24 protein-coding genes are annotated in these 26,978 nt (G+C 70.1%); 4 read left to right on the top strand and 20 right to left on the bottom strand.

The features are described 5' to 3' along the window. Positions 1–106: 106 nt before the first annotated feature. The 10 genes from OG214_RS31945 to OG214_RS31900 form a co-directional block, all read right to left on the bottom strand. On the bottom strand, positions 107–547 hold the full coding sequence (locus OG214_RS31945) for a type II 3-dehydroquinate dehydratase (protein WP_363085592.1): 441 nt from the start codon (positions 545–547) through the stop codon (positions 107–109). Beyond that, the gene (gene aroB / locus OG214_RS31940; protein ID WP_363085591.1) at positions 544–1,638 is read right to left on the bottom strand and encodes a 3-dehydroquinate synthase; all 1,095 of its coding nucleotides are present in this window, start codon (positions 1,636–1,638) and stop codon (positions 544–546) included. The genes OG214_RS31945 and aroB overlap by 4 nt, the downstream gene beginning before the upstream one ends. Then, the gene (locus tag OG214_RS31935) at positions 1,635–2,216 is read right to left on the bottom strand and encodes a shikimate kinase (protein WP_382849596.1); all 582 of its coding nucleotides are present in this window, start codon (positions 2,214–2,216) and stop codon (positions 1,635–1,637) included. Before OG214_RS31935 ends, aroB begins: the two co-directional genes overlap by 4 nt. Beyond that, a complete protein-coding gene (aroC, locus tag OG214_RS31930) occupies positions 2,213–3,397 on the bottom strand; it encodes a chorismate synthase (RefSeq protein ID WP_363085589.1) in 1,185 nt (394 codons plus the stop codon). Before aroC ends, OG214_RS31935 begins: the two co-directional genes overlap by 4 nt. Before the next feature lie 175 nt (positions 3,398–3,572). After that, the gene (locus OG214_RS31925; protein ID WP_405986677.1) at positions 3,573–4,406 is read right to left on the bottom strand and encodes a shikimate dehydrogenase; all 834 of its coding nucleotides are present in this window, start codon (positions 4,404–4,406) and stop codon (positions 3,573–3,575) included. Continuing rightward, positions 4,403–6,349: an endolytic transglycosylase MltG gene (gene mltG, locus OG214_RS31920; RefSeq protein WP_405986676.1), complete on the bottom strand. Its 1,947-nt coding sequence runs from the start codon at positions 6,347–6,349 to the stop codon at positions 4,403–4,405. The genes OG214_RS31925 and mltG overlap by 4 nt, the downstream gene beginning before the upstream one ends. Positions 6,350–6,470: 121 nt before the next feature. Continuing rightward, positions 6,471–6,935: a Holliday junction resolvase RuvX gene (gene ruvX, locus OG214_RS31915; protein ID WP_363084515.1), complete on the bottom strand. Its 465-nt coding sequence runs from the start codon at positions 6,933–6,935 to the stop codon at positions 6,471–6,473. Positions 6,936–6,979: 44 nt separating this feature from the next. Next, complete coding sequence (gene alaS, locus OG214_RS31910) at positions 6,980–9,664, bottom strand: alanine--tRNA ligase (protein ID WP_405986675.1); 2,685 nt, start codon at positions 9,662–9,664, stop codon at positions 6,980–6,982. Continuing rightward, a complete protein-coding gene (locus OG214_RS31905) occupies positions 9,664–9,999 on the bottom strand; it encodes a DUF6167 family protein (protein WP_405986674.1) in 336 nt (111 codons plus the stop codon). The genes alaS and OG214_RS31905 overlap by 1 nt, the downstream gene beginning before the upstream one ends. 7 nt (positions 10,000–10,006) lie before the next feature. Continuing rightward, positions 10,007–10,453: a DUF948 domain-containing protein gene (locus OG214_RS31900; protein ID WP_405986673.1), complete on the bottom strand. Its 447-nt coding sequence runs from the start codon at positions 10,451–10,453 to the stop codon at positions 10,007–10,009. Positions 10,454–10,615: 162 nt separating this feature from the next. Here OG214_RS31900 and OG214_RS31895 point away from each other — a divergent pair, with 162 nt between their 5' ends. Further along, complete coding sequence (locus OG214_RS31895; RefSeq protein WP_405986672.1) at positions 10,616–11,836, top strand: tetratricopeptide repeat protein; 1,221 nt, start codon at positions 10,616–10,618, stop codon at positions 11,834–11,836. A 73-nt stretch (positions 11,837–11,909) separates the two neighbouring features. On the opposite strand, the gene rpsD is transcribed toward OG214_RS31895, so the two are convergent. After that, positions 11,910–12,524: a 30S ribosomal protein S4 gene (gene rpsD / locus OG214_RS31890; RefSeq protein ID WP_161311511.1), complete on the bottom strand. Its 615-nt coding sequence runs from the start codon at positions 12,522–12,524 to the stop codon at positions 11,910–11,912. A gap of 176 nt (positions 12,525–12,700) precedes the next feature. Between rpsD and OG214_RS31885 the strand changes: the two genes are divergently transcribed. Further along, entirely contained in the window at positions 12,701–13,390 is a 690-nt protein-coding gene (locus tag OG214_RS31885; protein ID WP_405986671.1) for a DUF2470 domain-containing protein, read from the top strand. A gap of 48 nt (positions 13,391–13,438) precedes the next feature. Here OG214_RS31885 and OG214_RS31880 read toward each other — a convergent pair whose 3' ends face one another. The 4 genes from OG214_RS31880 to OG214_RS31865 all read right to left on the bottom strand — a co-directional run bounded on the left by OG214_RS31880 (position 13,439) and on the right by OG214_RS31865 (position 17,590). Further along, positions 13,439–14,794: a replication-associated recombination protein A gene (locus tag OG214_RS31880; protein ID WP_363084509.1), complete on the bottom strand. Its 1,356-nt coding sequence runs from the start codon at positions 14,792–14,794 to the stop codon at positions 13,439–13,441. A 78-nt stretch (positions 14,795–14,872) separates the two neighbouring features. Continuing rightward, positions 14,873–15,508 (bottom strand): vitamin K epoxide reductase family protein, encoded by a 636-nt coding sequence (locus OG214_RS31875; protein ID WP_405986670.1) that lies wholly within the window; start codon positions 15,506–15,508, stop codon positions 14,873–14,875. A gap of 82 nt (positions 15,509–15,590) precedes the next feature. Continuing rightward, positions 15,591–16,853, bottom strand: coding sequence for a histidine--tRNA ligase (gene hisS / locus OG214_RS31870; protein WP_405986669.1), 1,263 nt, complete (start codon positions 16,851–16,853; stop codon positions 15,591–15,593). A gap of 14 nt (positions 16,854–16,867) precedes the next feature. Next, positions 16,868–17,590, bottom strand: a complete 723-nt coding sequence (locus tag OG214_RS31865) for an MBL fold metallo-hydrolase (RefSeq protein ID WP_363083443.1) — start codon at positions 17,588–17,590, stop codon at positions 16,868–16,870. 148 nt (positions 17,591–17,738) lie between these two features. Between OG214_RS31865 and OG214_RS31860 the strand changes: the two genes are divergently transcribed. Both OG214_RS31860 and OG214_RS31855 read left to right on the top strand, forming a co-directional pair. Continuing rightward, positions 17,739–18,548 (top strand): peptidylprolyl isomerase, encoded by an 810-nt coding sequence (locus OG214_RS31860; protein ID WP_363083442.1) that lies wholly within the window; start codon positions 17,739–17,741, stop codon positions 18,546–18,548. 147 nt (positions 18,549–18,695) lie between these two features. Further along, positions 18,696–19,925 carry a DUF349 domain-containing protein gene (locus tag OG214_RS31855; RefSeq protein WP_363083441.1) on the top strand — a complete coding sequence of 410 codons (1,230 nt, stop codon included), beginning with the start codon at positions 18,696–18,698 and terminating at the stop codon, positions 19,923–19,925. A gap of 231 nt (positions 19,926–20,156) precedes the next feature. Here OG214_RS31855 and OG214_RS31850 read toward each other — a convergent pair whose 3' ends face one another. The 5 genes from OG214_RS31850 to yajC all read right to left on the bottom strand — a co-directional run bounded on the left by OG214_RS31850 (position 20,157) and on the right by yajC (position 26,945). Next, positions 20,157–22,715 (bottom strand): RelA/SpoT family protein, encoded by a 2,559-nt coding sequence (locus OG214_RS31850; protein WP_405986668.1) that lies wholly within the window; start codon positions 22,713–22,715, stop codon positions 20,157–20,159. A gap of 166 nt (positions 22,716–22,881) precedes the next feature. Next, a complete protein-coding gene (locus OG214_RS31845; RefSeq protein ID WP_363083440.1) occupies positions 22,882–23,427 on the bottom strand; it encodes an adenine phosphoribosyltransferase in 546 nt (181 codons plus the stop codon). Continuing rightward, positions 23,424–24,551, bottom strand: coding sequence for a protein translocase subunit SecF (gene secF / locus OG214_RS31840; protein ID WP_363083439.1), 1,128 nt, complete (start codon positions 24,549–24,551; stop codon positions 23,424–23,426). The genes OG214_RS31845 and secF overlap by 4 nt, the downstream gene beginning before the upstream one ends. Before the next feature lies 1 nt (position 24,552). Then, positions 24,553–26,337 carry a protein translocase subunit SecD gene (gene secD, locus OG214_RS31835; RefSeq protein WP_363083438.1) on the bottom strand — a complete coding sequence of 595 codons (1,785 nt, stop codon included), beginning with the start codon at positions 26,335–26,337 and terminating at the stop codon, positions 24,553–24,555. 143 nt (positions 26,338–26,480) lie between these two features. Continuing rightward, a complete protein-coding gene (yajC, locus tag OG214_RS31830) occupies positions 26,481–26,945 on the bottom strand; it encodes a preprotein translocase subunit YajC (protein ID WP_363083437.1) in 465 nt (154 codons plus the stop codon). Positions 26,946–26,978: the final 33 nt, after the last annotated feature.

The following is a 26,978-nucleotide window of genomic DNA, read 5'->3' as shown; positions in this document are numbered from 1 at the left end:
GCCGTCGCACGGGCAACGACCGGGGTCCGTATCCGGGGCCCGGCTACCGGAAACCGCCACCCGCCCGAATCCCGGCGAGGCGTTCGCCAGGGGTCGCGGGGATCCGTCAGCCGGTCAGTTCCTCCGCGAGCGCCCGCAGCGCGAGACGGTACGAGCCGATCCCGAAGCCCGCGACCGTACCGCTGGCGACGGCCGCGACCACCGAGGTGTGCCGGAACTCCTCGCGGCTGTACGGGTTGGAGATATGCACCTCGATCAGCGGGGCGGTGCGCTGCGCCGCCGCGTCCCGCATGCCGTACGAATAGTGCGTGAAGGCGCCCGGGTTGAGAACGACCGGGATCGAACCGTCCGCGGCCTCGTGCAGCCATCGGATCAGCTCGCCCTCGTCGTTCGTCTCCCGTACGTCGACGTCGAAGCCCAGCTCCTTGCCGAGCGTCCGGCAGACATCGACCAGTCCGGCGTACGAGGTCGCCCCGTACACGTCCGGCTCGCGCGAGCCGAGCCGGCCGAGGTTGGGCCCGTTGAGCACGAAGACCCGTCGGGTCACGCCGACACCTCCCCGTAGGCGGCGAGCAGCACCGCCGGGTCGGGGCTCTCCAGCACGGTGGGCTTGGCGAGTCCGTCCAGCACGATGAAGCGCAGCAGATCGCCGCGGGACTTCTTGTCGACCTTCATCGTCTCCAGCAGCTTGGGCCACTGGTCGCCCCGGTAGGTCAGCGGCAGCCCGACGGACTCCAGTACGGAGCGGTGCCGGTCGGCGGTCGCGTCGTCGAGGCGCCCGGCCAGCCGGCCCAGTTCCGCCGCGAAGACCATGCCGATCGAGACGGCCGCGCCGTGCCGCCACTTGTACCGCTCGTTCTTCTCGATGGCGTGCGCCAGGGTGTGGCCGTAGTTGAGGATCTCGCGCAGAGCGGACTCCTTGAGGTCGTTGGAGACGACCTCGGCCTTGACCCGGATCGAGCGCTCGATCAGCTCGGCGGTGTGCGCGCCGGACGGGGTGCGGGCGCCCTCGGGGTCGGCCTCGATCAGATCGAGGATGGCCGGGTCCGCGATGAAACCCGCCTTGATGATCTCGGCCAGCCCGCTGACGTAGTCGTTCACGCCCAGCGAGTCCAGCGCGGCGAGATCGCAGAGGACCCCCGCGGGCGGGTGGAAGGCGCCGACGAGGTTCTTGCCCTCGGCGGTGTTGATACCGGTCTTGCCGCCCACCGCGGCGTCGACCATGGCGAGCACCGTGGTCGGCACGGCGACCCAGCGCACCCCGCGCAGCCAGGACGCCGCCACGAACCCGGCCAGATCGGTGGTGGCTCCGCCGCCGACACCGACGATCACATCGGTCCGGGTGAAACCGGTCTGTCCGAGCGCCTTCCAGCAGTACGCCGCGACCTCGACGGTCTTGGCCTCCTCGGCGTTGGGCACCTGGATGGCCACGGCCTCGTACCCCTGGTCGGCGAGATCCTGGCGCAGCGCCTCCCCCGTCCCGGCGAGCGCCTCGGGATGTACGACCGCGACCCGCCGGGCCTTCTGGCCGATGAGCGTGGGCAGCTCCCCCAGCAGCTGCCGGCCGACCAGCACCTCGTACGGGTCGTGCCCCGCCGTGCCGCCGACCTGGATACGGGTGACCGTCTGGTCCGTCATACCTGCTTCTCCTTGCCGGGGGCCCGGGACTCTTCTCCGGGGTGCTGCTTCAGCCCGAGTGCGTCGAGGACCGCGTCCGCGACCTCCTCGGGGGTCCGGTCGTCGGTCGCGACCACCACGCGTGCCACATCCGTGTAGTGGTGGCGGCGGGCGTCCATCAGCTCTTTCCACTGCTTGCGGGGGTTGATCACCAGCAGCGGGCGCGCGGTGTTCAGTCCGACGCGCTTGACCGCCTCGCCGACCTCGACCGACAGGAAGACGACGGGCAGACCGCTGAGCAGCTCACGGGTGGAGGCGTCGAGGACCGCGCCACCGCCGAGCGCCAGGACGCCCCGGTGCTCGGCGACCGCCGTCCGCACCGCCGCCCGCTCCAGTTCCCGGAAGTGCTCCTCGCCGCCCTCGATGAAGATGTCCGAGATCGGCATGGCCTGGGCGGCGACGATATCGGCGTCGCTGTCGCGGAAGTCCGTACCGAGCCGTTCCGCGAGCAGCTCGCCCACGGTGGTCTTGCCGACGCCCATCGGGCCGACCAGGACGACGACCGGTCCTGGTTCACCCACCGGGTCCTGCGCGCTCATCGGATCTGGAGGTTGTCGAGGTACGAGCGGACATTGCGGCGCGTCTCGGGGACGCTGTCGCCGCCGAACTTCTCGGCGACCGCGTCCGCGAGGGTCAGCGCCACCATGGCCTCGGCGACGATGCCCGCGGCGGGCACGGCGCACACGTCGGAGCGCTGGTGATGGGCCTTCGCGGCCTCGCCCGTGACCACGTCGACGGTGGCGAGCGCCTTGGGCACGGTCGCGATGGGCTTCATCGCGGCCCGTACGCGCAGCAGTTCACCCGTCGTCAGACCGCCCTCGGTACCGCCGGAGCGGCCGGACGCGCGCCGGATACCGTCATCGGTCGCCACGATCTCGTCGTGGGCCTGCGATCCGGGGACCCGCGCCAGACCGAAGCCGTCTCCGATCTCGACGCCCTTGATGGCCTGGATGCCCATCAGCGCGGCGGCGAGCCGCGCGTCCAGCCTGCGGTCCCAGTGGACGTGCGAGCCCAGACCGACCGGCACGCCGTAGGCCAGGACCTCCACGACCCCGCCGAGGGTGTCGCCGTCCTTGTGGGCCTGGTCGATCTCGGCGACCATCGCCTTGCTCGCGTCCGCGTCCAGGCAGCGCACCGGGTCGGCGTCCAGCCTCTCCACATCGGCCGGGGTCGGGTAGACACCGTACGGAGCCCTGGCCGCCGCCAGCTCCACGACATGGGACACGACCTCGATCCCTGCGGTCTCCTTGAGATACGACCGGGCCACGGCACCGAGCGCGACCCGCGCCGCGGTCTCCCGGGCGCTGGCCCGCTCCAGGACCGGCCGTGCCTCGTCGAAGCCGTACTTCTGCATCCCCGCGAGATCGGCGTGACCGGGCCTGGGCCGGGTCAGCGGCTCGTTGCGGGCGAGCCCGGCGAGCACATCGGGGTCGACCGGATCGGCCGCCATGACCTGCTCCCACTTGGGCCACTCGGTGTTGCCCACCATGACCGCGACGGGCGATCCCATGGTCAGACCGTGGCGTACGCCGCCGAGGAAGGTGACCTCGTCGCGCTCGAACTTCATGCGCGCGCCACGTCCGTAGCCGAGGCGCCTGCGGGCGAGATGGTCCGCCACCATGTCCGTGGTGATCGGCACACCGGCGGGAAGACCCTCCAGCGTCGCCACGAGTGCGGGTCCGTGCGACTCCCCCGCGGTCAGCCAGCGCAACCTGCTCAACGGTGCTCCTCATGCTCGCGCACTCGACTGGTGGTGGCGCGGCCGGTGCGCGGCCCTGGCCCGCCACCTCCGATCCTCCCACGGCCCACGGGGCACACCGCCCTCACGTCCAGCGAGCGGACACAACCGGACGAGGATCCGGCCGCGATCCGGACAGAGCTTCCACCGGGGGCCCCTAGCGGCTCTCCAGGGCCTGTTCCCCCGCCTTGCGCATCAGGGCGAGCGGTGCGGGCGAGCGGCCCGTCATCTGCTCGACCTGGAGAACGGCCTGGTGGACGAGCAGATCGAGGCCGGAGACGACCGGGCCGCCGCGGGCCGACCAGGCGGCGGCGAGTGCGGTGGGCCATGGCTCGTAGAGCACGTCGAAGAGCGTGCCCGGCCGCTCGGGGACCAGAGGCGCCAGCGCGTCGGTGGTGCCCGCCGGGGTGGTCGCGATCACCAGGGGTGCCTCGAAGGCCTCGGCCGCGTCCGCCCACGCCGCCGTGCGGATCTCCACACCGGTCCGCTCGCCCCAGCCCCGCATCTCGGCCGCGCGGGCCTCGCTGCGTACATACGCCGTGACCGGCCCCGTACAGATCCGGGAGAGGGCGGCGAGGGCGGACGAGGCGGTGGCGCCCGCGCCCAGGACCGCCGCGGAGGCGACCGTACGGACACCCCGCTCGCCCAGCGCGGCGATCATGCCGGGGACATCGGTGTTGTCCCCCGTCCGCCGGCCGTCCTCACCGATGACGAGCGTGTTGACCGCCTCCACCGAGGCCGCCGTGGCCGTGATGCCGTCCAGCAGCGGGATGACGGCGCGTTTGAGCGGCATGGTCAGCGAGAACCCGGCCCACGAGCCGTCGCCGCGCAGCCCTTCGAGAAAGCCGGGCAGCCCGGCCTCGTCCACCTCGAACCGGTCGTAGGACCAGCCCGTGAGGCCGAGGCCGGCGTAGGCCGCCCGGTGCAGCACCGGCGAGAGCGAGTGTGCGATGGGCGACCCGAGAACCGCCGCCCGCCTGCGTGGACTCACCGCTTCGCGCTCTCCTTCTTGCTCTGCTTCTCGTACTCGGCGCGGTTGCGCTCGTGCTCCTCGTTGGTCTCGGCGAAGAGCGTCTTGTCCTCGGTGACCGAGACGAAGTAGTACCAAGGACCGGGCGTCGGGTCGAGCGCCGACTGAAGGGCTTCGGCTCCCGGGTTCCCGATGGGACCGGGCGGGAGACCCTTGATGTCGTACGTGTTGTACGGGTCCTTGAGCTTGCGCAGATTGTCGACCGCACCGAGGTCGAGCCTGCTCTGGGCCTTGATGTAGTTGACCGTGGAGTCGAATTCGAGGCGGCCGACGGTCTCGGTGTTGTCCGGTTCCAGACGGTTGTAGACGACGCGGGCGACCTTGTCGAAGTCGTGCTTGTACTTGCCCTCCGCCTGGACGAGGCTCGCGACGGTGATCACCTGGAGCGGCGACTTGAGACCCAGCTTGTCGGCCTCGGCCTCCAGATCCACCTTGCTGTACTCGGCGGCGGCGCGGGCGACCATCTTCTTGAGGATCGCCTCCGGCTTCATGCCCTTGGCGACCGGGTAGCTCGCCGGGAACAGGAAGCCCTCCAGCGGGTCCTTGATGTCCTTGGAGCCCTTCGCCCAGGCCGGCAGACCGAGATTGTTGGCCTGTGCCTTGGCGACCGCCGCGGTCGACCCCTTCTTGAGTTCGAGCCGCTTGTCCATCTGCTCGTAGACCCAGACATTGCGCTTGCCCTCGGGGATGATCAGCGCGTTGTGGCTGGTGGGGCTGAGCATCGTCTTCACGGCCTGGGCCGCGGACATGCCCTTGCTGAGTGTGTAGACGCCCGCCTGGATCGAGTTGCCCTTGGGGTTCTGCCGCTGCGCCGCGACGAACGCGCCCTGGCTCTTGACGACACCGCTCTTGACCAGGATCGAGGCGATCTCGTAGCCGCCGGCCCCCTGGGGGATCTCCACCTGGACCGAACCGGAACCCTCGCCCACGAAGTCGGGCGGGGCGCCGAACTTGGACTGCAGGAACTGGAAGCCGACATAGCCGACACCGCCGACACCGCCGACCAGCACCACGCTCATGAACAGACAGGCGAAGCCGTTGTGGCTCTTCTTCTTGGTCCTGCCACGGCGCTCGCGCCCGTTGCCGCCCCGGCGGTCGGAGCCCGGCTCGTCGCGCTCGCCTTCGGCGCCGTCGTCGTCGCCCGTGAAGAAGGGGTGGCTCTCGTCCTCCTGGCCTTCCTCCCACTCACTGCCGGGCTCGGGCTCGGCCTTCCGCTGCGCGGGGGGCTGCGGCGGGGGGTACGCGTCGGGGGTGCCGTAGTAGTCCTGGTTCGAGCCGTAGCCGACGTCCTGGCCGCCGTCGTAGGGCCCGGCGGGATTCCCGGCGTACGGCATGGTGGCCTGCTGGCCGGTGTCCCACGCGCCGTTGTACTGCGGGTCGTTGTACTGAGGCTGCTGATGTTGCTGCTGCTGTTGTTGTTGCTGGTGCTGCTGTTGCTGTTGCTGCTGCTGCTGAGGATGGGGATGGTGCTGCTGGGGATGCTGCGGCTGCTGGGGGTGGTGCGCCTGCGGGTGCTGCTGCGGACCGCCGTACTGCTGGGCGGCGTACTGGGGCTGCCCGGCCTGCTGCCCCAGGTGCGGCTGCTGCTGCGGCTGCCCACCCTGGTGCTGACCTACGTGCTGCTGGCCCACATGTGGCTGTCCACCCTGTTGCTGGCCCACGTGTGGCTGCGCGGCCTGCTGCTGGCCGTACTGCTGGGGGTGGTACTGCTGCTGGTACGGGTCCTGCCCGTCCCCGTACTGCGTCTGAGGCTGCACATGCTGCTGCGGATACTGCTGCTGCGGCTGCCCGCCGTAAGGAGCCTGGCCGTCACCGGCCTGCTGTGCTCCCCACCCCGGGTCCCCGTAAAGGGGGTCCTCGGGGTGCCACGGTTCGGAGCCGGGGCCCCGGCCATAGTCAGTCATCGATCCCCTAGAGCCGCGAGGCGGCGGTGGCTGAGCGGTGGCACGGCATCCGTTTCGCCTCTTTGTTGTGCGGTGGCTGTTCGAACACCATCGCATCGCGCGGAACGTTACCGTATCGCGATCAGATGACCACTTCGACGCCCTCACCCGGGGGCTCACCAGAGCCCCTTTCGGCCTCCAGCGCGCTCTGAAGGATGACAACCGCCGCCACTTGGTCGATAACGGACCGGCCCTTCTTGGACTTCACGCCCGAAGCGCGCAGTCCCTGGCCGGCCGTCACCGTACTCATCCGCTCGTCGACCAGTCGTACCGGCAGCGGCGCGACGCCTCTGGCCAGCTCCTGTGCGAACACACGTACCTTCGCGGCGGCCGGTCCTTCGCCCCCGCTGAGGGACCGGGGCAGCCCGATCACCACCTCGACCGGCTCGTACTCCTCGACGAGCTGCCGCAGCCGCCGGTGGGCGGCCGGGACATCACGTCCCGGCACGGTCTCCACCGGCGTGGCGAGGATCCCGTCGGGGTCGCACGAGGCGACCCCGATCCGGGCGTCCCCGACATCGATCGCGAGCCGGCGTCCCCGTCTCATCCGCGATCAGATCCCTTCCGGAGCGTGCGCCGCGTGTGTGCCGCTCACGAGGTCTCGGCGACGAGTCGCTCGACCGCGGCCACGGCGTCCCCGATGGCGTCGGGGTTCTGGCCGCCGCCCTGGGCCACGTCCGGCTTGCCGCCACCGCCACCGCCGAGGGTCTTGGCGGCGGTACGGACCAGATCACCGGCCTTGAGACCGCGCCGACGAGCGGCGTCGTTGGTGGCGATGACCGTCAGCGGACGCCCGTTGGCCGTGGTGAACAGGGCCACGACGGCCGGCCGGTCGGCGGCTCCCGACTGCTGGTCCAGCCGGCCGCGGACATCGAGGACCAGCTTGCGCAGATCGTCGGCCGAGGTGCCGTCCGGGACCTGTCCGGTGACCAGCGCCGTGCCCCGTACGTCGATGGCGCTCCCGGCGAGCCCGGCGGCGGCGGCGAGGACCTTCTCGGCGCGGAACTTCTCGATCTCCTTCTCGGCGTCCTTCAGCTTGGCGAGCATGCCGGCGATCTTCTCGGGCAGCTCCTCCGAGCGGCCCTTGACCAGCTCCTGGAGCTGGGCGACGACGGTGTGCTCCCTGGCCAGGAAGTTGTACGCGTCGACACCGACCAGGGCCTCGATACGCCGCACGCCCGAGCCGATCGAGGATTCGCCGAGCAGTTTCACCAGACCGAGCTGGGCCGTGTTGCGGACATGCGTACCGCCGCAGAGTTCCTTGGAGAAGTCGCCGATGGTGACCACCCGGACCCGCTCGCCGTACTTCTCGCCGAACTCGGCGATGGCGCCCTGCTTCCTGGCCTCGTCGATGCCCATCACCTCGGCGTGGACATCCAGCTCGCGGGTGAGGACCTCGTTGATCTTCTGCTCGACATCGAGGAGGACCGTGCCGGGTACGGCGGCGGGCGAGCCGAAGTCGAAGCGGAAACGGCCGGGCGAGTTCTCGGAACCGGCCTGGGCGGCCGTCGGGCCGAGGGCGTCGCGCAGCGCCTGGTGCGTGAGGTGGGTGGCGCTGTGGGCTCGGGCGATGGCGCGGCGGCGGCCGAGATCGATGGCGGCATAGGCGGAGGCACCCACCGTCACCTCGCCGACCTGCACGGACCCCTTGTGCACGGAGACACCAGGGACCGGCTGCTGGACATCGCGCACCTGCACGACCGCGCCGCTGTCGAGCCTGATCCGGCCCTGGTCGGCGAGCTGGCCGCCGCCCTCGGCGTAGAACGGGGTGCGGTCGAGCACGATCTCGACCTCGTCGCCCTCGGTGGCGGCGGGCGAGGGCACACCGTCGACGAGCAGTCCGACGATCGTGGACTCACCCTCGGTGGCGGTGTAGCCGGTGAACTCGGTCGTGCCGCTGTTGTCGGCGACCGAGCGGTAGGCGGAGAGATCGGCGTGGCCGGACTTCTTGGCCTTGGCGTCGGCCTTGGCCCGGTCGCGCTGCTCCTTCATCAGCCGGCGGAAGCCGTCCTCGTCCACGGACAGGCCCTGCTCGGCGGCCATCTCCAGGGTGAGGTCGATCGGGAAGCCCCAGGTGTCATGGAGCAGGAAGGCCTTGTCGCCGGAGAGGACCTGGCCACCGCCGGCCCTGGTCTCGGTCACGGCCGTGTCGAGGATGTTCGTACCGCCCTTGAGGGCCTTGAGGAAGGCGGCCTCCTCGGCGACGGCCACGGTCTCGATACGCCGGCGGTCGGTCTCCAGCTCCGGGTACTGCTGTCCCATCGTCTTGATCACGACATCGGCGAGATCGGCGACGACCGGTTCCGTGGCACCGAGCAGACGCATGTTGCGGATGGCGCGGCGCATGATGCGGCGCAGCACATAGCCGCGTCCCTCGTTGCCGGGGGTGACCCCGTCACCGATCAGCATCACGGAGGTACGGATATGGTCGGCCACCACACGCAGCGAGACATCGGTGGTGTGGTCGGCGCCGTACCGCACCCCGGTGAGCTCGGTGGCCTTGTCCATGACCACCCGCAGGGTGTCGGTCTCGTACATGTTCTGTACGTCCTGGAGGATCATGGCGAGACGTTCGAGGCCGAGACCGGTGTCGATGTTCTTCGACGGCAGGTCCCCGAGGATCTCGAAGTCCTCCTTCGAGGTGCCCTCGCCACGCTCGTACTGCATGAAGACCAGGTTCCAGATCTCCACGTACCGCTCGTCGTTGACGGCGGGACCGCCCTCGACGCCGAACTCGGGACCGCGGTCGTAGTTGATCTCGGAGCAGGGGCCGCAGGGTCCGGGGACGCCCATCGACCAGAAATTGTCCTTCTTGCCCAGCCGCTGGATGCGCTCGGCCGGTACGCCGATCTTCTCCCGCCAGATCCGCTCGGCCTCGTCGTCGTCGAGATAGACGGTGATCCACAGCCGCTCGGGGTCGAGCCCGAACCCGCCGTCGGCCAGGGAGCTGGTCAGCAGCTCCCAGGCGTAGGCGATGGCGCCTTCCTTGAAGTAGTCGCCGAAGGAGAAGTTGCCGCACATCTGGAAGAAGGTGCCGTGCCGGGTGGTCTTGCCGACCTCTTCGATGTCCGGCGTACGGACGCACTTCTGGACGCTGGTGGCGCGCGGGGCGGGCGGCTTGACCTCGCCGAGGAAATACGGCTTGAACGGCACCATGCCCGCCGGGACCAGCAGCAGAGTCGGGTCGTCCGCGATGAGCGACGCCGAAGGCACGACGGTGTGCCCGCGCTCCTCGAAGAAGCTCAGCCAGCGGCGGCGGATTTCAGCCGACTCCATCAGTGGTCCTCATTCCGGTTGTGCGGGTTGTAGGAGTACGTGGTTCCGGGACGTTCGGTGCGCTCGACGGCGGCCAGCCGCCGGGGCGCTGGGAGCGCGCGGTCGGCCGGTGCCTCCAGGCCCAGTGCCTCGCCCAGCTCCGCCTCGCGGCGCGCCATGCCCGCCCTTATGTCAACGGCGAATTCCCTCACCTTGTGCCCGGCGTCGATCGCCTTGTTCGCCGCCTGGGCGGCGAGGCTCTCCGGGGTGAGCTGCCGGAGCTTGCGGTGGACCTTGGTGGTGGCCCAGACGCCGGCGGCGGCGCCCGCGGTGAACCAGAACGTACGGCGGAGCATCGCTGCGTCAGCCCTTCTTGTTCCTGCGCCGGGCGGACGGGAGCGTACGGCCGACGACCACCCTGCGGCGGTTCGCCGGCTCCTCGGCCGCGTCCGGCGCGGCGGCCGTTCCTCTGCGTCCCATGGCCTGGCGTACGCCGTAGCCGAACGCCGCGACCTTGACGAGGGGTCCGCCGAAGGTCGAGGCGACCGTCGTGGAGAGCGCCGAGGCGTTGGAGGTGACTTCCTGGACGTCCGTCGCGATGGCGTCGACGCGGTCGAGCTGGGTCTGTGCCGAGCGGACCGTCGCGGAAGCGTCCGCCAGCAGCGGCACCGCCTGCTCGGTCACCTCGGCCACGAGCCGGGTGGTCGCCCTGAGCGTCTGGGCCAGCCGTACCAGCACCACGGCCAGGAAGGAGACCAGGATGGCCCAGAACACGGCCACCAGGATCCCGGCAACCTCTCCACCGGTCACGACGCACCGCTCCCTGATCGTCGACGGTCTTCTGGAAGGCGACTGGAAAGTCGTCATCCGACCCTATCGCGCCGGAGGTCGCGCCCCGTACCGCATTACGGGGTCACGGGACGGGAGTTGCGGCGGAGGATTGTACGGAGTGCTGCCGGGTGAGTACTCTGCGTGTCCCATGCGACGGCCCTTCCGCTCCGGTCCTGCCACCGACGCGCGGCCGAGTGGCTGGCGGCCCTGGAGGACACCGTACGGATGCGCCGCCGGCACCGTGACTGGTACATGGGGCTCGCGACCTGGTACGAGCTGGACTGGTTCGGCCCGCGCCAGGCCGAGGTCGCGGCCGGCGCGGAGAGCGCGCTGCCCAATCTGCGGGCCGCGCTGGAGCTCTGTCTGGAGACACCCGGCGAGGCGCGTCTCGGCCGGCATCTCGCGGGCACGCTCTGGTTCTACTGGGTGGGCTGCGGACGGCTCTCGGAGGGGCGGCACTGGCTGGGCCGGGCGCTCGCCGTGGACTCCCCGTACGACGAGTCACGGCTCAAGGCGCTGTGGGTACTGGGGTATGTGGCCGTCCTCCAGGGCGACAGCACGGCGGCGACGGGCGCTCTGCACGAGTGCCGGGAGGAGGCGGACCGTACGGGCAACGCGCTGGCGGGCGCGTACGCCGTGCACCGGCTGGGCTGTCAGGCGCTGCTGTCGGACGACATGCCACGGGCCGAGCGGCTGCTGCGCTCGGCGCTCGCCGCCTATCGGGAGCTGGGCGAGCTGAACAGCAATGTGCTGATGTGCCGGACCGAGCTGGCCATGTCACTGGTCTTCCAGGGGGATCTGGACGCGGCCGTCGCCCTGTGCGCGGAGGTCCGCGAGATCTGCGAGGACAGCGGCGAGCGCTGGTCCCGGGCGTACGCGCTGTATGTGCTGGCCTACGCGCACTGGACCCGGGGCGAGCACACCGAGGCACGCGCACTGGTCACGGAGTCCGTCACCGTCCACCATCTCTTCCACGATCTGGTGGGGCTGGTGCTCTCGGTCGAGCTGCTGGCCCTGGTGACGGCGAGCGAGGGCGATCCGGCGGAGGCGGCGGTGCTCCAGGGCGCCGCGTCCACGCTGTGGGGGTCGATCGGCCCGCCGCTGTTCGGATCGCGGTACTTCGGCGGGCCGCGGACGCTCTGCGAGCGGCGGGCGATCGAGTTGCTGGGGGCGGCACGGTACGCGGGGTACGAGAGCGAGGGGCGCGGGCTCCCGCTGGAGGCGGCCGTGCGCCGGGCGCTGGCCGGACGTCCCGGCCGGACGACGGTGCCGCGCCAGTCGCCGGGAACGCGCAGACCGTCCCGTCACACGCGAAAGCCCGCCGGCTCCCCCACCGGTAAGGGCGGGGAAGCGGCGGGCTGAGGCGCCGGCACACGAAGTGCGGCGGAACGCGAAGTGCCGTGGAGTCAGGCGCTGTCGAGCGACCGGATCCGCGTCAGCGGGCGTAGTACTCGACGACGAGCTGCTCGTCGCAGATGACCGGGATCTCCTTGCGCTGCGGGTCACGGTCCAGGCGGAACGCCAGGGCCTTCAGATTGACCTGGAGGTAGCGCGGGGTCTCGCCGTCGGTGTCGTAGCCACCCTCGCGCGCGACCTGGAAGGGGACCTTTTCGCGGCTGCGCTCGCGGACCATCACCACGTCGTCGGGACGGACGCGGAAGGACGGCTTGTCGACCTTGCCGCCGTTGACCTCGATGTGGCCGTGGACGACCATCTGGCGGGCCTGGTAGATGGTGCGGGCGATACCCGAACGCAGCACCAGCGCGTCGAGACGGCGCTCCAGCTCGACGACCAGGGCCTCGCCCGTCTTGCCCTCGGCCTTCTTGGCGCGGTCGTAGGCGCGGGCCATCTGGCGCTCGCTGATGTCGTACTGGGCACGCAGACGCTGCTTCTCCAGCAGACGGACCTTGTAGTCACTGTTCTGCTTGCGTCCACGACCGTGCTCACCCGGCGGGTAGGGACGGGCCTCGAAGTACTTGACGGCCTTCGGCGTCAGCGCGATACCGAGCGCACGGGACTTCTTGACCTTGGGACGCGACTGGTTAGGCACGTTCTCCAGACCTCCGTTGTAGGTTAGGTTAGGCTCACCTTACTTAAGGAGATCGCATGTCTCGCTCCGGGAACACCACGCGCATCACAGACAGCCTCGACGCGCAGGGCACCGATTCGACGGAGGTCCGATCAGCTCATGGTCAGCCGCGTCCCAGCGGGCTTGAAATCGATCGGATGCCGTCAGCAGCCGAACGCACACGAACTCTCGTACAGAGTACATGCTCGGCAGTGCTGCTCCTCCCGGGCCCGGACGGGGCGGAGCCCTGCCAGTTCATGCCCGAGAGCCGGACCGTCGGGCCGGACGGCGAGGTGCTGCTGGTCTTCCCCGCCGGCTCCCCCGCCGTACGGGCCGCCATCCGCGCGCCGGAGGACGGGCCGCACTCGGTGGTGGAGCTGACGGACGTCGCACCGGTCTCCGTACCCCACCGTATCCGGGGGCGGGCCTGGCTCTCCGGTCCGCTCACCGTGGAGGCGGGCCCGGCGGAAGCGGAGCGTACGACCCTGCGGCTGACGGTGGGCGAGGCGTATGTGGACGATCTCTGGGGCGCGGACGAGGTGGCACCCGAGGACTTCGCGGCGGCCGTGCCCGACCCGCTGGCGGAGCACGAGGCGGAGCTGCTCCAGCATCTCCACTCCGCGCACAGCGCCGAGGTACAGACGCTGCGCGGACTGATCGGCGAGCGTTCGGGGCCGTCTGCGGCGGGGACCGCGGCCGTACCGGTCGGGCTGGACCGCTTCGGACTGCGGGTGCGTTTCACCGGCGTCCAGTGCTTCGACGCGCGCTTCGACTTCCCCGAGCCGGTGCGGGACATCAGCGAGCTGCGCCGGGCCATGCACACACTCTTCGACGCGGCCTCACGCTGACACCGCCGCGCCGCCGGGCGGTGCGGCGGCCGGCGCGGCCCGGCCCGTTCAGCCGCCGTCGCCGCGCAGCCGTTCGCGGACCTTGTCCACCACATCCGCGTACCGCGCCTCCGCTCCGTACCGCGTGGGCTCGTAGTAACGCCTGCCGCGCACGCCGTCCGGGGCGTACTGCTGGGCGGCGATACCGCCGGGCACATCGTGCGGATAGACATAGCCCTGGGCATGGCCGAGCTGGGCCGCCCCCTTGTAGTGGCCGTCACGGAGATGGGACGGCACCGGTCCCGCGAGGCCCTTGCGCACATCCTCCAGCGCCGCCGAGATCGCGGTGGTGGCCGCGTTCGACTTCGGGGCGAGCGCCAGCGCGATGGTGGCGTGGCTGAGGGTGAGAGCGGCCTCGGGGAAGCCGATCATGGCCACGGCCTGGGCGGCGGCGACCGCGACCGGCAGCGCGGTGGGATCGGCGAGACCGATGTCCTCGCTCGCCGAGATCATCAGCCGCCGGGCGATGAACCGGGGGTCCTCGCCCGCGTCGATCATCCGGGCCAGATAGTGCAGCGCCGCGTCCACGTCGGAGCCGCGGATCGACTTGATGAGCGCGCTCGCGACGTCGTAGTGCTGGTCGCCCTGGCGGTCGTAGTTCACCGCCGCGCGGTCGACGGTCTCCTCCACGGTCTTGAGGGCGATCTCCGCCTCGCCCTTGTCGAGCGCGGCACCGGCCGCCGCCTCCAGCGCGGTCAGCGCACGGCGGGCGTCACCGCCCGCGATCCGCAGCAGATGCGCCTCGGCGTCCCCGGGGAGGGTGAGCGCGCCGCCGAGACCGCGCTCCTCGGTGAGCGCCCGGCGGAGCAGAGCGCTCAGATCACCGTCCGTGAGCGGCTCCAGTGTGAGCAGCAGGGAGCGGGAGAGCAGCGGGGAGATCACCGAGAAGTAGGGATTCTCGGTGGTGGCGGCGATGAGCGTCACCCAGCGGTTCTCCACGGCGGGCAGCAGGGAGTCCTGCTGGGCCTTGCTGAAGCGGTGGATCTCGTCGAGGAAGAGGACGGTCTCCTTGCCGAAGCCGCCGGAGGCCCGGCGGGCCCCGTCGATGACGGCCCGTACCTCCTTGACGCCCGCGGTGATCGCGGACAGCTCCACGAAGCGTTTGTTCGTCGCCTTGGAGACGACATACGCGAGGGTCGTCTTACCGGTGCCCGGCGGACCCCAGAGAATCACGGACGAGGGTCCCGCGGGGCCGCCGCCGCCTTCCCCCACCAGCCGGCGCAGGGGCGATCCCGGCTTGAGCAGATGCGCCTGGCCGACGACTTCGTCGAGGACGCGCGGGCGCATCCGGACGGCCAGGGGGCTGCTGGACGGATCCTTCTCCTGGCGTTCTTCGGCCGCTGCGGTAAAGAGGTCGGGCTCCACGCGTCGAAGCCTATGCCAGGTCACTGACACCGCGGGTCCGCGCGGCCCGCCACCGTGGGGCCACGCGGTCCCGTCCGCTCAGCTCGTCCAGAAGTCCCACCACCGGGTCAGGATGAGCATCCCGATGATCCCGATGTGCAGCGCGGGCAGTACCCAGGTGAACTCGCCGAGGAAGCCGCGCAGCGCAGCGGGCGCGGGCAGTGTCCCGTTGCGGACGTTATGTGACGTCACGTACCAGAACATGACGATCGTGGCGACCCAGGCGAGACAGCACCACAGGCAGAGCGAGTTGATGTTGTAGAGCGACTGGTACTGGAGCCAGGTGCAGAAGCCGACGCCGAAGAGCGTGCCCGCGTTCAACCCGAGCCAGAACCAGCGCCGGTAGCGCGCCCCGGCCAGCAGCCCCACGCCGATGGCGATCACCACGGCGTAGGCCACCAGCCCCAGCATCGGATTCGGGAAGCCGAAGGCGGAGGCCTGCTCGCTCTTCATGATGTTGCCGCACGAGACCACCGGGTTCAGGCTGCACCCCGGCACGAAGTCGGGGTCTTCGAGCAGCTTGAACTTGTCGAGCGTGATCACCCACGCCGCCAGCAGCCCGGCGGCGCCGGTGATCACCAGCAGCAGCGCGAACGCCCGGCCCGCGCCGACCGTGCCGACGGCGCTCCCTTCCTCCCGCTCGGAGGAGATGTCGTCCACTGCCGCACTCGTCATATCGCCGTTCCATCACTCTGGGCCCAGGGGTGCCGCCGCTCGCCTCTCCGCGGCCACCGTTCGACCGTACCGGTACGTGTCCTCAGCCGAGCCGCCGCGTCAGCTCCGTCACCAGGGCGTCGAGCGCGACCGGCGCCTGCTCCCCGCTCTCCATGTCCTTGAGCTGGGCCACGCCCTCGGCGAGATCGCGCTCGCCCGCGACGATCGTGTAGCGGGCACCGGACCTGTTGGCGTTCTTCATGGCGCCCTTGAGGCCCTTGCCGCCGTACGCGAAGTCGGCGGCGATCCCGGCCCTGCGCAGCTCGGTGACCACGGCGAAGAGCCGCCGCCTCGCCTCCTCGCCCAGCGGGACCGCGAAGACACTGGTGGTGCCAGGAAGGTCGAGCCGGATGCCCTCGGCCTCCAGCGCCAGCACCGTACGGTCCACACCGAGTGCCCAGCCGACGGACGGCAGCGCGGGGCCGCCGATCATCTCGGAGAGACCGTCGTACCGGCCGCCGCCGCCCACCGCGGACTGCGCGCCCAGACCGTCGTGGACGAACTCGAAGGTCGTGCGGGTGTAGTAGTCGAGACCGCGTACGAGCCTCTCGTCGTCCTCGTACACCACTCCCGCGGAGGTCAGCAGCTCCCTGACCTCCTCGTGGTACGCCTTGCACGCGTCGCACAGATAGTCGCGGAACAGCGGCGCCCCGACGAGCTGCTTCTGTACGTCGGCGCGCTTGTCGTCGAGGACCCGCAGCGGGTTGATCTCGATCCGGCGGCGGGTGTCCTCGTCCAGGTCGAGACCGCGCAGAAAGGCCTGGAGTGCCTCTCGGTAGACGGGCCTGCACTCCTTGTCACCCAGCGAGTTGAGCAGGATGCGGAAGTTCCGCAGACCGAGCGAGCGGTATGCCTGGTCGGCCAGAATGATCAACTCCGCGTCCAGCGCGGGGTCCTCCGCGCCGATCGCCTCGGCGCCGACCTGCGAGAAGTGCCGGTAGCGGCCCTTCTGCGGGCGCTCGTAGCGGTAGTACGAGCCGGAGTACCAGAGTTTGACCGGCAGATTCCCGGCCTTGTGCAGATTGGCCTCCAGCGCGGCGCGCAGGACGGAGGCGGTGCCTTCGGGGCGCAGCGCCAGCTTGTCGCCGCCCTTGGTCTCGAAGGCGTACATCTCCTTGGAGACGATGTCGGTGGACTCGCCGACACCACGCGCGAACAGCTCGACGTTCTCGAAGCCGGGCGTCTCGACATAGCCGTAGCCGGAGTTCTTCAGCGGCGCGGAGATGGCCTCGCGCACCGCGAGGAAGACCGCGGAGCCGGGCGGGATCAGATCGTAGGTGCCCTTGGGGGCCTGGAAAGTACTCATGGGGATCCGGTGCGTCACATTCCTCGTCGCGGAGCGGCGCCGGGGCCGCTTCCGTAGCCGGCGGCCGCTTCCCTGAGATACGGGTTGGCGGCGCGCTCGCGGCCGATGGTCGTCTGGGGGCCGTGGCCGGACAGCACCACGGTCGAGTCGTCGAGCGGCAGGCACACGCGGGCCAGCGACTCGATCATCTCGGCGTGGTCGCCGCCGGGCAGATCGGTGCGTCCGATGGAGCCGGCGAAGAGCAGATCGCCCGAGAAGAGGACCGGGGGGACATCCGCCCCGCCGGCCGCCTCGGGCGTTCCGAACGTCACCGACCCCTTGGTATGGCCGGGCGCGTGCGCGACGGTGAACTCCAGCCCCGCCAGAGCCAGTCGCGCGCCGTCGGTCAGCTCCTGGACGTCGTCGGGCTCCCCCACGGTCAGCTCGCCCATCAGCGGCATGCCGATCGAGCGGCCGAGCGCCTTCTCCGGGTCGCTCATCATGTACCGGTCCGCGGGATGGATCCACGCCGGTACGTCATGGGCTCCGCACAGCGGGACGACCGAGGCGACATGATCGATGTGCCCGTGGGAGAGGATGACGGCGACGGGCTTGAGGCGGTGCTTCCTCACCGTGTCCTCGACGCCCTGGGTGGCCTGGTGGCCGGGGTCGATGATCACGCACTCCTCACCCGCGGCGGGGGCGACCAGATAGCAGTTGGTCCCCCAGGCCCCGGCGGGGAACCCGGCAATGAGCACGATCGTCCTTATATGTCGTCCGGCGGAGGAATGCAGCAGATCAGAGCCTACCGGCGCTGCTCATTCCACAGCCAACCCAGATACCGTACGGGGCCAGGCCCGTTCGGCCGGACCGACAGGATCACTTACACAACGAGGAGTAGACCCGGTGGTCAACAACGATCAGCGGCGGCGGCAGCTCGCCCGGGAGAAGTTCGAGCGGCAGCAGCAGCGCCGGGCGGAGGCCAGGAAGAAGGCGAAGCGCCGTAACACGGTCATCGCCGCCGTACTGGCCGTCGTGGTCGTCGGAGGTGCCGCCGCGTGGGCCTCCGGCGGGCTGACCGGCGGAGACAGCGCGGACAAGGCCTCCGCGCCGGAGGCGACAGCGTCCGCCGAGCCGACCCCGCCGCCGTCGCCGTCGGCGAGCGAGAGCAGTGTGCCCGCGCCGAAGGTGACGATCGACAAGTCGGCGAAGTACACGTTCTCCCTGAAGACGAACCAGGGCGACATCGGGATCACGATGGACGCCAAGAAGACACCGGAGACGGTGAACTCGTTCAAGGCCCTCGCGGACAAGGGCTACTTCGACAGCACGAAGTGCCACCGGCTGACCACCGAGGGCATCTTCGTCCTCCAGTGCGGCGATCCGAAGGGCGACGGGACCGGCGGCCCCGGCTACACGATCCCCGACGAGAATCTGACCGCCCTCGGCAAGCCGGCGGCGGACGGTGCCGTCACGTACCCCGCGGGGAGCGTGGCGATGGCCAATACCGGCCAGCCGCACACCGGCGGGAGCCAGTTCTTCCTGGTCTACAAGGACACCAAACTCCCGCCCAGCTACACGCCGTTCGGGACCATGGACGAGGCCGGGCTCAAGACCGTGAAAGCCGTGGCCGAGGCCGGTGTGGACGGCGGCGCCGGCGACGGCGCGCCCAAGAAGGCCGTCACCGTGGAGAAGGGCACGGTCGACAAGGCGTGACCCTCTGAATTTCGGCCGTGCTGAGTGCGGACAGCCGGGCGGCCGGTCGCCTAGATTGGCGTTGTGCAGGGCGGGCGCAGCCCGCCCCAGGAAACTGTGGATGATGCCGGGGGCATTGCCCTGGTGGCATCAGGTGGAGGAGGCGCTGTGAGCAGCGACCCGTGGGGCCGCGTCGACGAGACGGGCACCGTGTACGTGCGGACGGCCGAGGGCGAGCAGGTCGTCGGATCGTGGCAGGCAGGCTCTCCGGAGGAGGCTCTGGCCTATTTCGAGCGCAAGTACGAGGGCTTGGTCGTCGAGATCGACCTCCTCGAACGGCGGGTGAAGACCACCGATCTGTCCGCGAAGGACGCGGCGACGGCCATCGACCATCTGCGCGGACAGATCGATGAACACCACGCCGTGGGTGATCTCGACGCACTGCGCAAACGGCTCGACGGACTGGTCGCGACGGTCGACTCACGCCGTGAGGAGCGCAAGGCGCAGCGGGCGAAGCAGACCGACGAGGCGCGGCACGCCAAGGAAGCTCTGGTCACCGAGGCGGAACAGCTCGCCCAGAGCGACCAGTGGCGCTCGGCGGGTGAGCGGCTCAGGGCGCTGGTGGACACCTGGAAGGGCCTGCCGAGGCTGGACCGGAAGTCCGACGACGAGCTGTGGCACCGTTTCTCGCACGCGCGCTCGGCGTTCTCCAAGCGCCGCAAGGCTCATTTCGCGGCGCTCGACGCACAGCGCGAGGATGCCCGTAAGACCAAGGAGAAGCTGGTCGCGGAGGCGGAGTCGCTCTCCAGCTCCACCGACTGGGGCGCCACGGCGGCCCGTTACCGCGAGCTGATGACGGACTGGAAGGCGGCGGGCCGCGCCCAGCGCGAGTCCGAGGACGATCTGTGGAACCGCTTCCGCGGCGCCCAGGACGTCTTCTTCGCGGCGCGTGGCGAGGTCTTCGCCGAGCGTGACGCCGAGCAGACCGAGAATCTGAAGCTCAAGGAGGAGCTGGCGGTCGAGGCCGAGCGGCTGCTGCCGGTCACCGATCTCAAGGCGGCCAGGGCGGCCTTCCGGACCCTCAACGAGCGCTGGGAGGCGATCGGGCATGTGCCGCGCGACGCCAGGCCCAAGGTCGAGGGCCGGATGCAGACGGTGGAGCGGGCGCTTCAGGAGTCCGAGGAGAACGAGTGGCGCCGTACGAACCCGGAGGCACGCGCCCGTGCCGCGGGTCTGACGGGTCAGCTCCAGGCGGCCGTCGACAAGCTGCGTACGCAGATCGACGCGGCGCGCGCGACGGGCAACAACGCCAAGGCGGACAAGCTCGCCAAGGAGCTGGAGGGCCGCCAGGCCCTGCTGGACCAGGCGCTGAAGGGCCTCCAGGAGTTCGGCGGCTGAGACGGCGGCTGTGCCGACGGCCGGGAAGCCGCAGGCAGCGGTACCCGTGATATGTGGAAGGGCCCCGTACAGCGCGTGTACGGGGCCCTTCCACGTGTGTGAGCGGGGTGAGCGGGCGGGTGGAGCGGGCGGGCCGGCGTGTGCGGGCCGGCGTGTGCGGGCCGGTGTGTGCCTTGATCGCCTTGTGGCCGCCCTGGGTCCCGCGATCGGACAGGGCCTGGGACCGCCGTCCTACGGTCTGCGCGCCGAGGTGACCCGGTAGACGTCGTAGACGCCCTCCACGCCCCGCACCGCCTTCAGCACATGCCCCAGGTGCTTCGGATCGCCCATCTCGAAGGTGAACCGGGAGGTGGCCACCCGGTCGCGCGAGGTCTGCACGGCCGCCGACAGGATGTTCACATGCTGATCGGACAGCACACGGGTGACGTCCGACAGCAGCCGGGACCGGTCCAGCGCCTCGACCTGGATGGCGACCAGGAAGACGGAGGACTGGGTGGGTGCCCACTCGACCCCCTGGATCCGTTCGGGCTGCTGGGAGAGCGAGTCGACGTTGACGCAGTCGGCGCGGTGCACCGAGACACCGCTGCCCCGGGTGACGAAGCCGATGATCGGGTCACCGGGGACCGGCGTACAGCAGCGGGCGAGCTTCACCCAGACGTCGTCGACGCCCTTGACGACCACACCCGGATCGGCGTTGGAGCGGCGCTTGGTGCGCCCGCGCGAGGGCGGCGCGCTCTCGGCGATGTCCTCGTTGGCCGCCTCCTCGCCGCCGAGGGCCTGCACCAGCTTCTGTACGACCCCCTGCGCGGCCACATGGCCTTCGCCGATCGCCGCGTACAGCGACGAGATATCGGGGTAGCGCATCTCGTGCGCCAGCGTGACCAGCGAGTCTCCGGTCAGGATGCGCTGGATCGGCAGATTCTGCTTGCGCATCGCGCGCGCGATGGCGTCCTTGCCGTGCTCGATCGCCTCGTCGCGGCGCTCCTTGGAGAACCACGCGCGGATCTTGTTCCTGGCCCTCGGCGATTTGACGAAGCCCAGCCAGTCCCGTGAGGGTCCGGCTCCGGAGGCCTTGGATGTGAAGACCTCGACCAGATCGCCGTTGTCGAGGGTCGATTCGAGCGGTACGAGCCGCCCGTTGACCCGCGCTCCTATGGTGCGGTGGCCGACCTCCGTGTGCACGGCGTACGCGAAGTCGACGGGGGTGGCGCCGGCCGGCAGCGCTATGACATCGCCCTTGGGCGTGAAGACGAAGACCTCGTTGCGTGACAGGTCGAAGCGGAGCGACTCCAGGAACTCGCTGGGGTCCTCGGTCTCCTTCTGCCAGTCCAGCAGCTGGCGCAGCCACGCCATGTCGTTGACGGTGTCCTGGCCCGCGCCCTTGCCCGCGTTCCTCGGTACGTCCGTGCGGACCTTGGAGGCGCCGGCGACGGCCTCCTGCTTGTACTTCCAGTGCGCGGCGATGCCGTACTCGGCACGGCGGTGCATGTCGAACGTACGGATCTGGAGCTCGACCGGCTTGCCGTTGGGCCCGATGACCGTCGTGTGCAGCGACTGGTACATGTTGAACTTGGGCATCGCGATGTAGTCCTTGAACCGTCCGGGCACCGGATTCCACCGGGCGTGGACGGTGCCGAGCGCCGCGTAGCAGTCACGGACGGTGTCGACGAGGACCCGGATGCCCACCAGGTCGTAGATCTCCGCGAAGTCCCGGCCGCGGACGATCATCTTCTGGTAGACGCTGTAGTAGTGCTTCGGCCGGCCGGTGACGGTGGCCTTGATCCGGGCCGCGCGCAGATCGGACTGGACCTCGTCGGTCACTATGGCCAGGTACTCGTCACGCTTGGGGGCGCGCTCGGCGACCAGCCGGACGATCTCGTCGTACATCTTGGGGTAGAGGATCGCGAAGGCGAGGTCCTCCAGCTCCCACTTGATGGTGTTCATGCCCAGCCGGTGGGCCAGGGGCGCGTAGATCTCCAGCGTCTCGCGGGCCTTCTTCTCCTGCTTCTCCCGCTTGAGATAGCGCATGGTGCGCATGTTGTGCAGCCGGTCGGCGAGCTTGATGACCAGGACGCGCGGGTCCTTGGCCATGGCGACGACCATCTTCCGCACGGTCTCGGCCTGCGCGGCCTCGCCGAACTTGACCTTGTCCAGCTTGGTGACACCGTCGACGAGCAGCGCGACCTGGTCGCCGAAGTCACGGCGCAGGGTGTCCAGGCCGTACTCGGTGTCCTCCACGGTGTCGTGCAGCAGACCCGCCATCAGAGTGGCCGGGTCCATGCCCAGCTCGGCGAGGATCGTCGTCACCGCGAGGGGGTGGGTGATGTACGGATCGCCGCTCTTGCGCTTCTGACCGCGGTGCCAGCGCTCGGCGACCTGGTAGGCGCTCTCGATCTGGCGCAGTGTCGCGGTCTCGATCTTGGGGTCGTTGCCCCGCACGGTCCGCAGCAGCGGCTCCAGGACGGGGTTGTACGGCGAGGAGCGCTGCACCCCGAGACGGGCGAGCCGGGCCCGTACGCGGTTGGAGGAGCCACCGGAGCGGGGCGCGGCCGTGGCACCCGGCTTGGGGGCGCTGACGGGCATCGAGGGCCGTTCCGGGGCGGGCCTGGCGGCCGGGGCGGGATCCACGGGCTCGGTGGGCCGGGCGTGGGAGATCTCCGCGGGGTTCCGCGCGGCCTTCGCGTCGGCGGCGGTCGCGGCGTTGTCCCGTGGCACGGCTCGCGCCGCCGCGGTCTGCTCCGTGTGGTGATCGGGCGTCGCGGCGGCCAGTGGCTGGACCTCTTCTGGCAAGAGCGCTCCTCGTGGGATCCAGGTCCCCGGTCAGGCCCGGACTTCCATGGTATCGACCTCGGGCGTCCCTCTCGCCCCAGCGTCCGGGACTCCACCGAACGCGGGACGGGCACCCGGTTGTTCCCGGATGCCCGTCCTGTGGGTCGTCAATCCACTCAGCGCGTGGTCAGAGGCTGATCAGAGCGTCCAGCGGGACCCCTCGCAGCTCCTGCTCCAGCCGGGTCCTGCCGCCCAGGAATGACAGTTCCATCAGGACCGCGACGCCCACCACCTCGGCGCCGGCCCGTCGGACGAGCTGGACCGAGGCCCCGGCCGTGCCGCCGGTGGCGAGTACGTCGTCGATGACGATGACGCGGTCCGCCGCGTCCAGGTCCTCGGCGTGGATCTCCAGCTCGGCGGAGCCGTACTCCAGGTCGTACGCCTGGGCGAGGGTCGCGCCGGGGAGCTTGCCCGCCTTGCGTACGGGGATGAACCCGAGGCCCGCCCGGACCGCCACAGGGGCGGCCAGGATGAAGCCCCGTGCCTCCAGACCGACGACCTTCGTCGCGCCGTGCCGTGAGCACAGCTCGGCGAGCGCGTCGGTCAGCGCCGTGAAGGCCTTCGGGTCGGCCAGCAGCGGGGTGATGTCCTTGAACACCACCCCCGGCTTGGGATGGTCGGCGACATCACGGATACGGCTGAGCAGCAGTTCCCGTGTGGTGTCGTCCGTCATCTGCGTCTCCCGGACGGGCGGCCACGGCCGCCGCGCCCACCGCGCGGACCGGCGACCGCGGCGGCCGGTGCCACCTCGCCGTCAGCGGGTCCGGTGTCCTCCGGATCGTCCTCGGCGTCCGCGTCGGCCGGTCCCTCGGGCGTCTCGCCCTTGGCCGCGGCCGTGGCCCGCTTGTTGAGCACCCGCTTCTTCAGCGCCTTGATCTGCGAGTCGCGTTCCTTCAGGTCGGCGACGAGCGGGGTGGCGATGAAGATCGAGGAGTACGCACCGGCGGCGAGGCCGACGAAGAGCGAGAGCGAGATGTCGTTCAGCATGCCGGCGCCGAGGAAGCCGCCGCCGATGAAGAGCAGACCGGCCACCGGCAGCAGCGCGACCACGGTGGTGTTGATCGAACGCACCAGGGTGCCGTTGATCGACCGGTTGGCGACCTCGCTGTACGTCCAGCGGGTCTGCTTGGTGATGTCCTTCGACCCCTCCTTGAGGCTGTCGAAGACGACCACCGTGTCGTAGAGGGAGTAACCGAGGATGGTGAGCAGACCGATCACCGTACCCGGGGTGACCTCGAAGCCCACCAGCGCGTACACCCCGACGGTGATGGTGAGGTCATGGATCAGGGCGATCAGCGCCGCGACCGCCATTCTCCATTCGAAGGCGATCGCGAGATAGATCACCACCAGGATCATGAAGATCCCGAGACCCGTCCACGCCTTGTTGGCGATCGTCTCGCCCCAGCTCGGTCCGACCAGGTCGGCGTTGATCTTCGCCTCGTCGACGTTCAGATCCTTGGCGAGCTGGGTCTTCACCGCGTCGGCCTGCTTGGTGTCCAGTTCGGTGACCTGGATCCGCAGTCCGCCGTTGCCGAGCTTCTGGACGATCGCGTCGTGCCCGGAGGCCTCTTCGGTGTCCGACTGGGCCTGGGACACCGAGACGCTGGTGCTCGGGACGGTGAAGACGGCACCGCCCTTGAACTCGATACCCATGTTGAGGCCGCGCACGGCCAGTCCGACGATGGCCGTGATGGTGATCAGGATCGAGATCCCGTACCAGATCTTCCGCTTCCCGACGAAGTCGTAGCCGACCTCGCCGCGGTAGAGCCGGGCGCCGAGTGCGCCGAGTCGCGACATCTCACGCCTCCTTCGGTTGGGTGGGGGCGGCGGCACGGGAGCGGCGCAGCGGCGGCTTGGCGCCGAGCCTCTTCGGGTCCAGTCCGGACCAGGGGTGACCGCTGGCGAAGAACTTCTTGCGGGCGAGGAGCGTCATCACCGGCTTGGTGAAGAAGAACACCACGACCACGTCGAGGACGGTGGTCAGGCCGAGAGTGAACGCGAAGCCCTGGACCTTGCCCACGGTGACGAGGAAGAGCACCGCGGCGGCGAGGAACGACACGAAGTCGGAGACCAGGATCGTGCGCCGGGCGCGCGGCCAGGCACGCTCGACGGCCGGCCGGAGCGTACGGCCCTCGCGGATCTCGTCCCGGATCCGTTCGAAGTAGACGATGAACGAGTCCGCGGTGATACCGATGGCGACGATGGCGCCGCAGACCGCGGGCAGGTTCAGCGCGAAGCCGATACCCGGGCCGAGCAGGGCCATGATCGTGTACGTCATGATCGCCGAGGCCGCGAGGCTGAGGATGGCGATCAGCGACAGTCCCCGGTAGTAGGTCACCAGGTAGATGATCACCAGGGCGAGACCGATCGCACCGGCGATCAGACCGGCGTGGAGCTGCTCACCGCCGAGCGCCGCGGTGACCGTGGTGACGCTCTGCTCCTCGAAGGTCAGGGGCAGCGCGCCGTACGACAGGATGTTGGCCAGGTCCTGGGCGGACTGCTGGGTGAAGCTGCCGGAGATCTCGGCGCTGCCGCCGAGCGTCTGGCTCACCGAGGGCGCCGAGACGACATTGCCGTCGAGCACGATGGCGAACTGGTTCATCGGCGGCTGCTGCTGGGAGAGCTTGCCGGTGATGGACTGGAACTTCTTGGTGCCGCCACCGGTGAAGTCCATCGTGACGATCCACATGCCGCGCTGCGGGTCGAGCACGCCCTTGGCGTCGTCGACGTCCGTGCCCTCCAGCTCGGCGGGGCCGAGGACGTACTTCTCCCAGGCGTCCGCGGAGTTCTGGCCGCAGGCCACGATCGTGTCCTTGGGTGCCGCTCCCTGGTTGGCCTTGGTGCGCTGGGCCTCCTTGGTGCAGTCCAGGTCCGTGAACTTCTTCTCCAGCGCCGCGGTGGCCGGGTCGGCGGGCGGCGTGGCGGCGGGGTCAGGGGTCGCCGGGGGGGTGGGCTCGTCCGAGGCCGCGCCGCTCGCCGGAGCGCTCGGAGTGGGCGTCTCGTCCTTCGTCAGGGCTCCTGTGACGGCCCGGCCCTGGGTGGTGGCGCTCGACGAGGGGGCCGCCGGGGGAGAGGAGTCACCGGCCGTCGCCTCGTCGGGCGAAGCGCTCGACGAGGGGCTGGGAGAGCCGCTCGGGGAACCGCTGGGCGCGGGCGGCGGAGCGGTCTGCCCGCCGTCGGCGACGGTCAGCACCGGCCGGAAGTAGAGCTGGGCGGTCGTGCCGACCTGCTCCCTGGCCTGCTTCTCGTTCGTCCCCTTGGGGATGTTGACGATGATGTTCTCGTCGCCCTGGGTCTGGACCTCGGCCTCCGAGACACCAAGACCGTTGACACGCCGCTCGATGATGCTGACGGCGGTGTCCATGTTGGTCTTGTTGATCGCGTTCGGCTTGCCCGGTGTGTTCTTCGCCTGGAGCGTGATGCTCGTGCCGCCGGCGAGGTCGATCCCCAGACGTGGCGTGACATGACCGGACCAGAACATCCCGCCCGTGAGGGCGACCATGGCAATCAGGAACAGTGCCAGGGTGCGGCCCGGCCTGCCTGGGGACCCCGCTTGCCTTCGGCCCTTATTAGGTGCTGCCACCTTCTCGTTTCTCCCTGTCCAACCGCCCCACGCCGGGTGTGCGCCGGAGCGGCCACGAAGTGTTGTGGGGACCTGCCCCCGCAGAAATCAGCACGGACCGTGAGCCGCGACGGACCGCGGTACGGACCGCCGTGACGACATGACTACTTCGCGCCGGTCCCGCCGTCGGCCTTGCCGTCCTTGGACTCGGGTCCGTCCTTGGGCTCGGCTCCGTCGGCCTCGGTCTCCTTGACCAGGTCGACCTTGGCGTCGTCCGGGGCGGCGGTGGCGTCGGCCTCGATCAGCGAGGAGGCGTCGTCCGGCACGACCGTACCGTCGGTCGTGTCGTCGCCGTGCACGATGCGGTTGTACTCGTCGTCGTCCAGGACGGCGCCGATGGCGTTCTTGGCGTATACGGCGTGGACGCCGGGAGCGACCTCCAGGAGAACCGTGTCGTCGTGCACCTCCTTGACGGTGGCGTACATGCCCCCGATGGTGCGGACGCCGGTGCCTGGCTGCATGTCGTTGCGCATCTGCGCAGCGGCCTGCTGCTTCTTCTTGGCCGACCGGGTCATCAGGAACATGGCCCCGATGAGCACGATGAAGGGGAGGAGGGTCACGAGACTCACGGGAGGGAACTTCCTTCGCACGACCGCGCTGTC

Origin of the sequence: Streptomyces sp. NBC_00872 (assembly GCF_045161915.1) — a bacterium.
Classification (GTDB): domain Bacteria; phylum Actinomycetota; class Actinomycetes; order Streptomycetales; family Streptomycetaceae; genus Streptomyces.
This window is presented reverse-complemented; position numbering and strand designations above follow the sequence as displayed.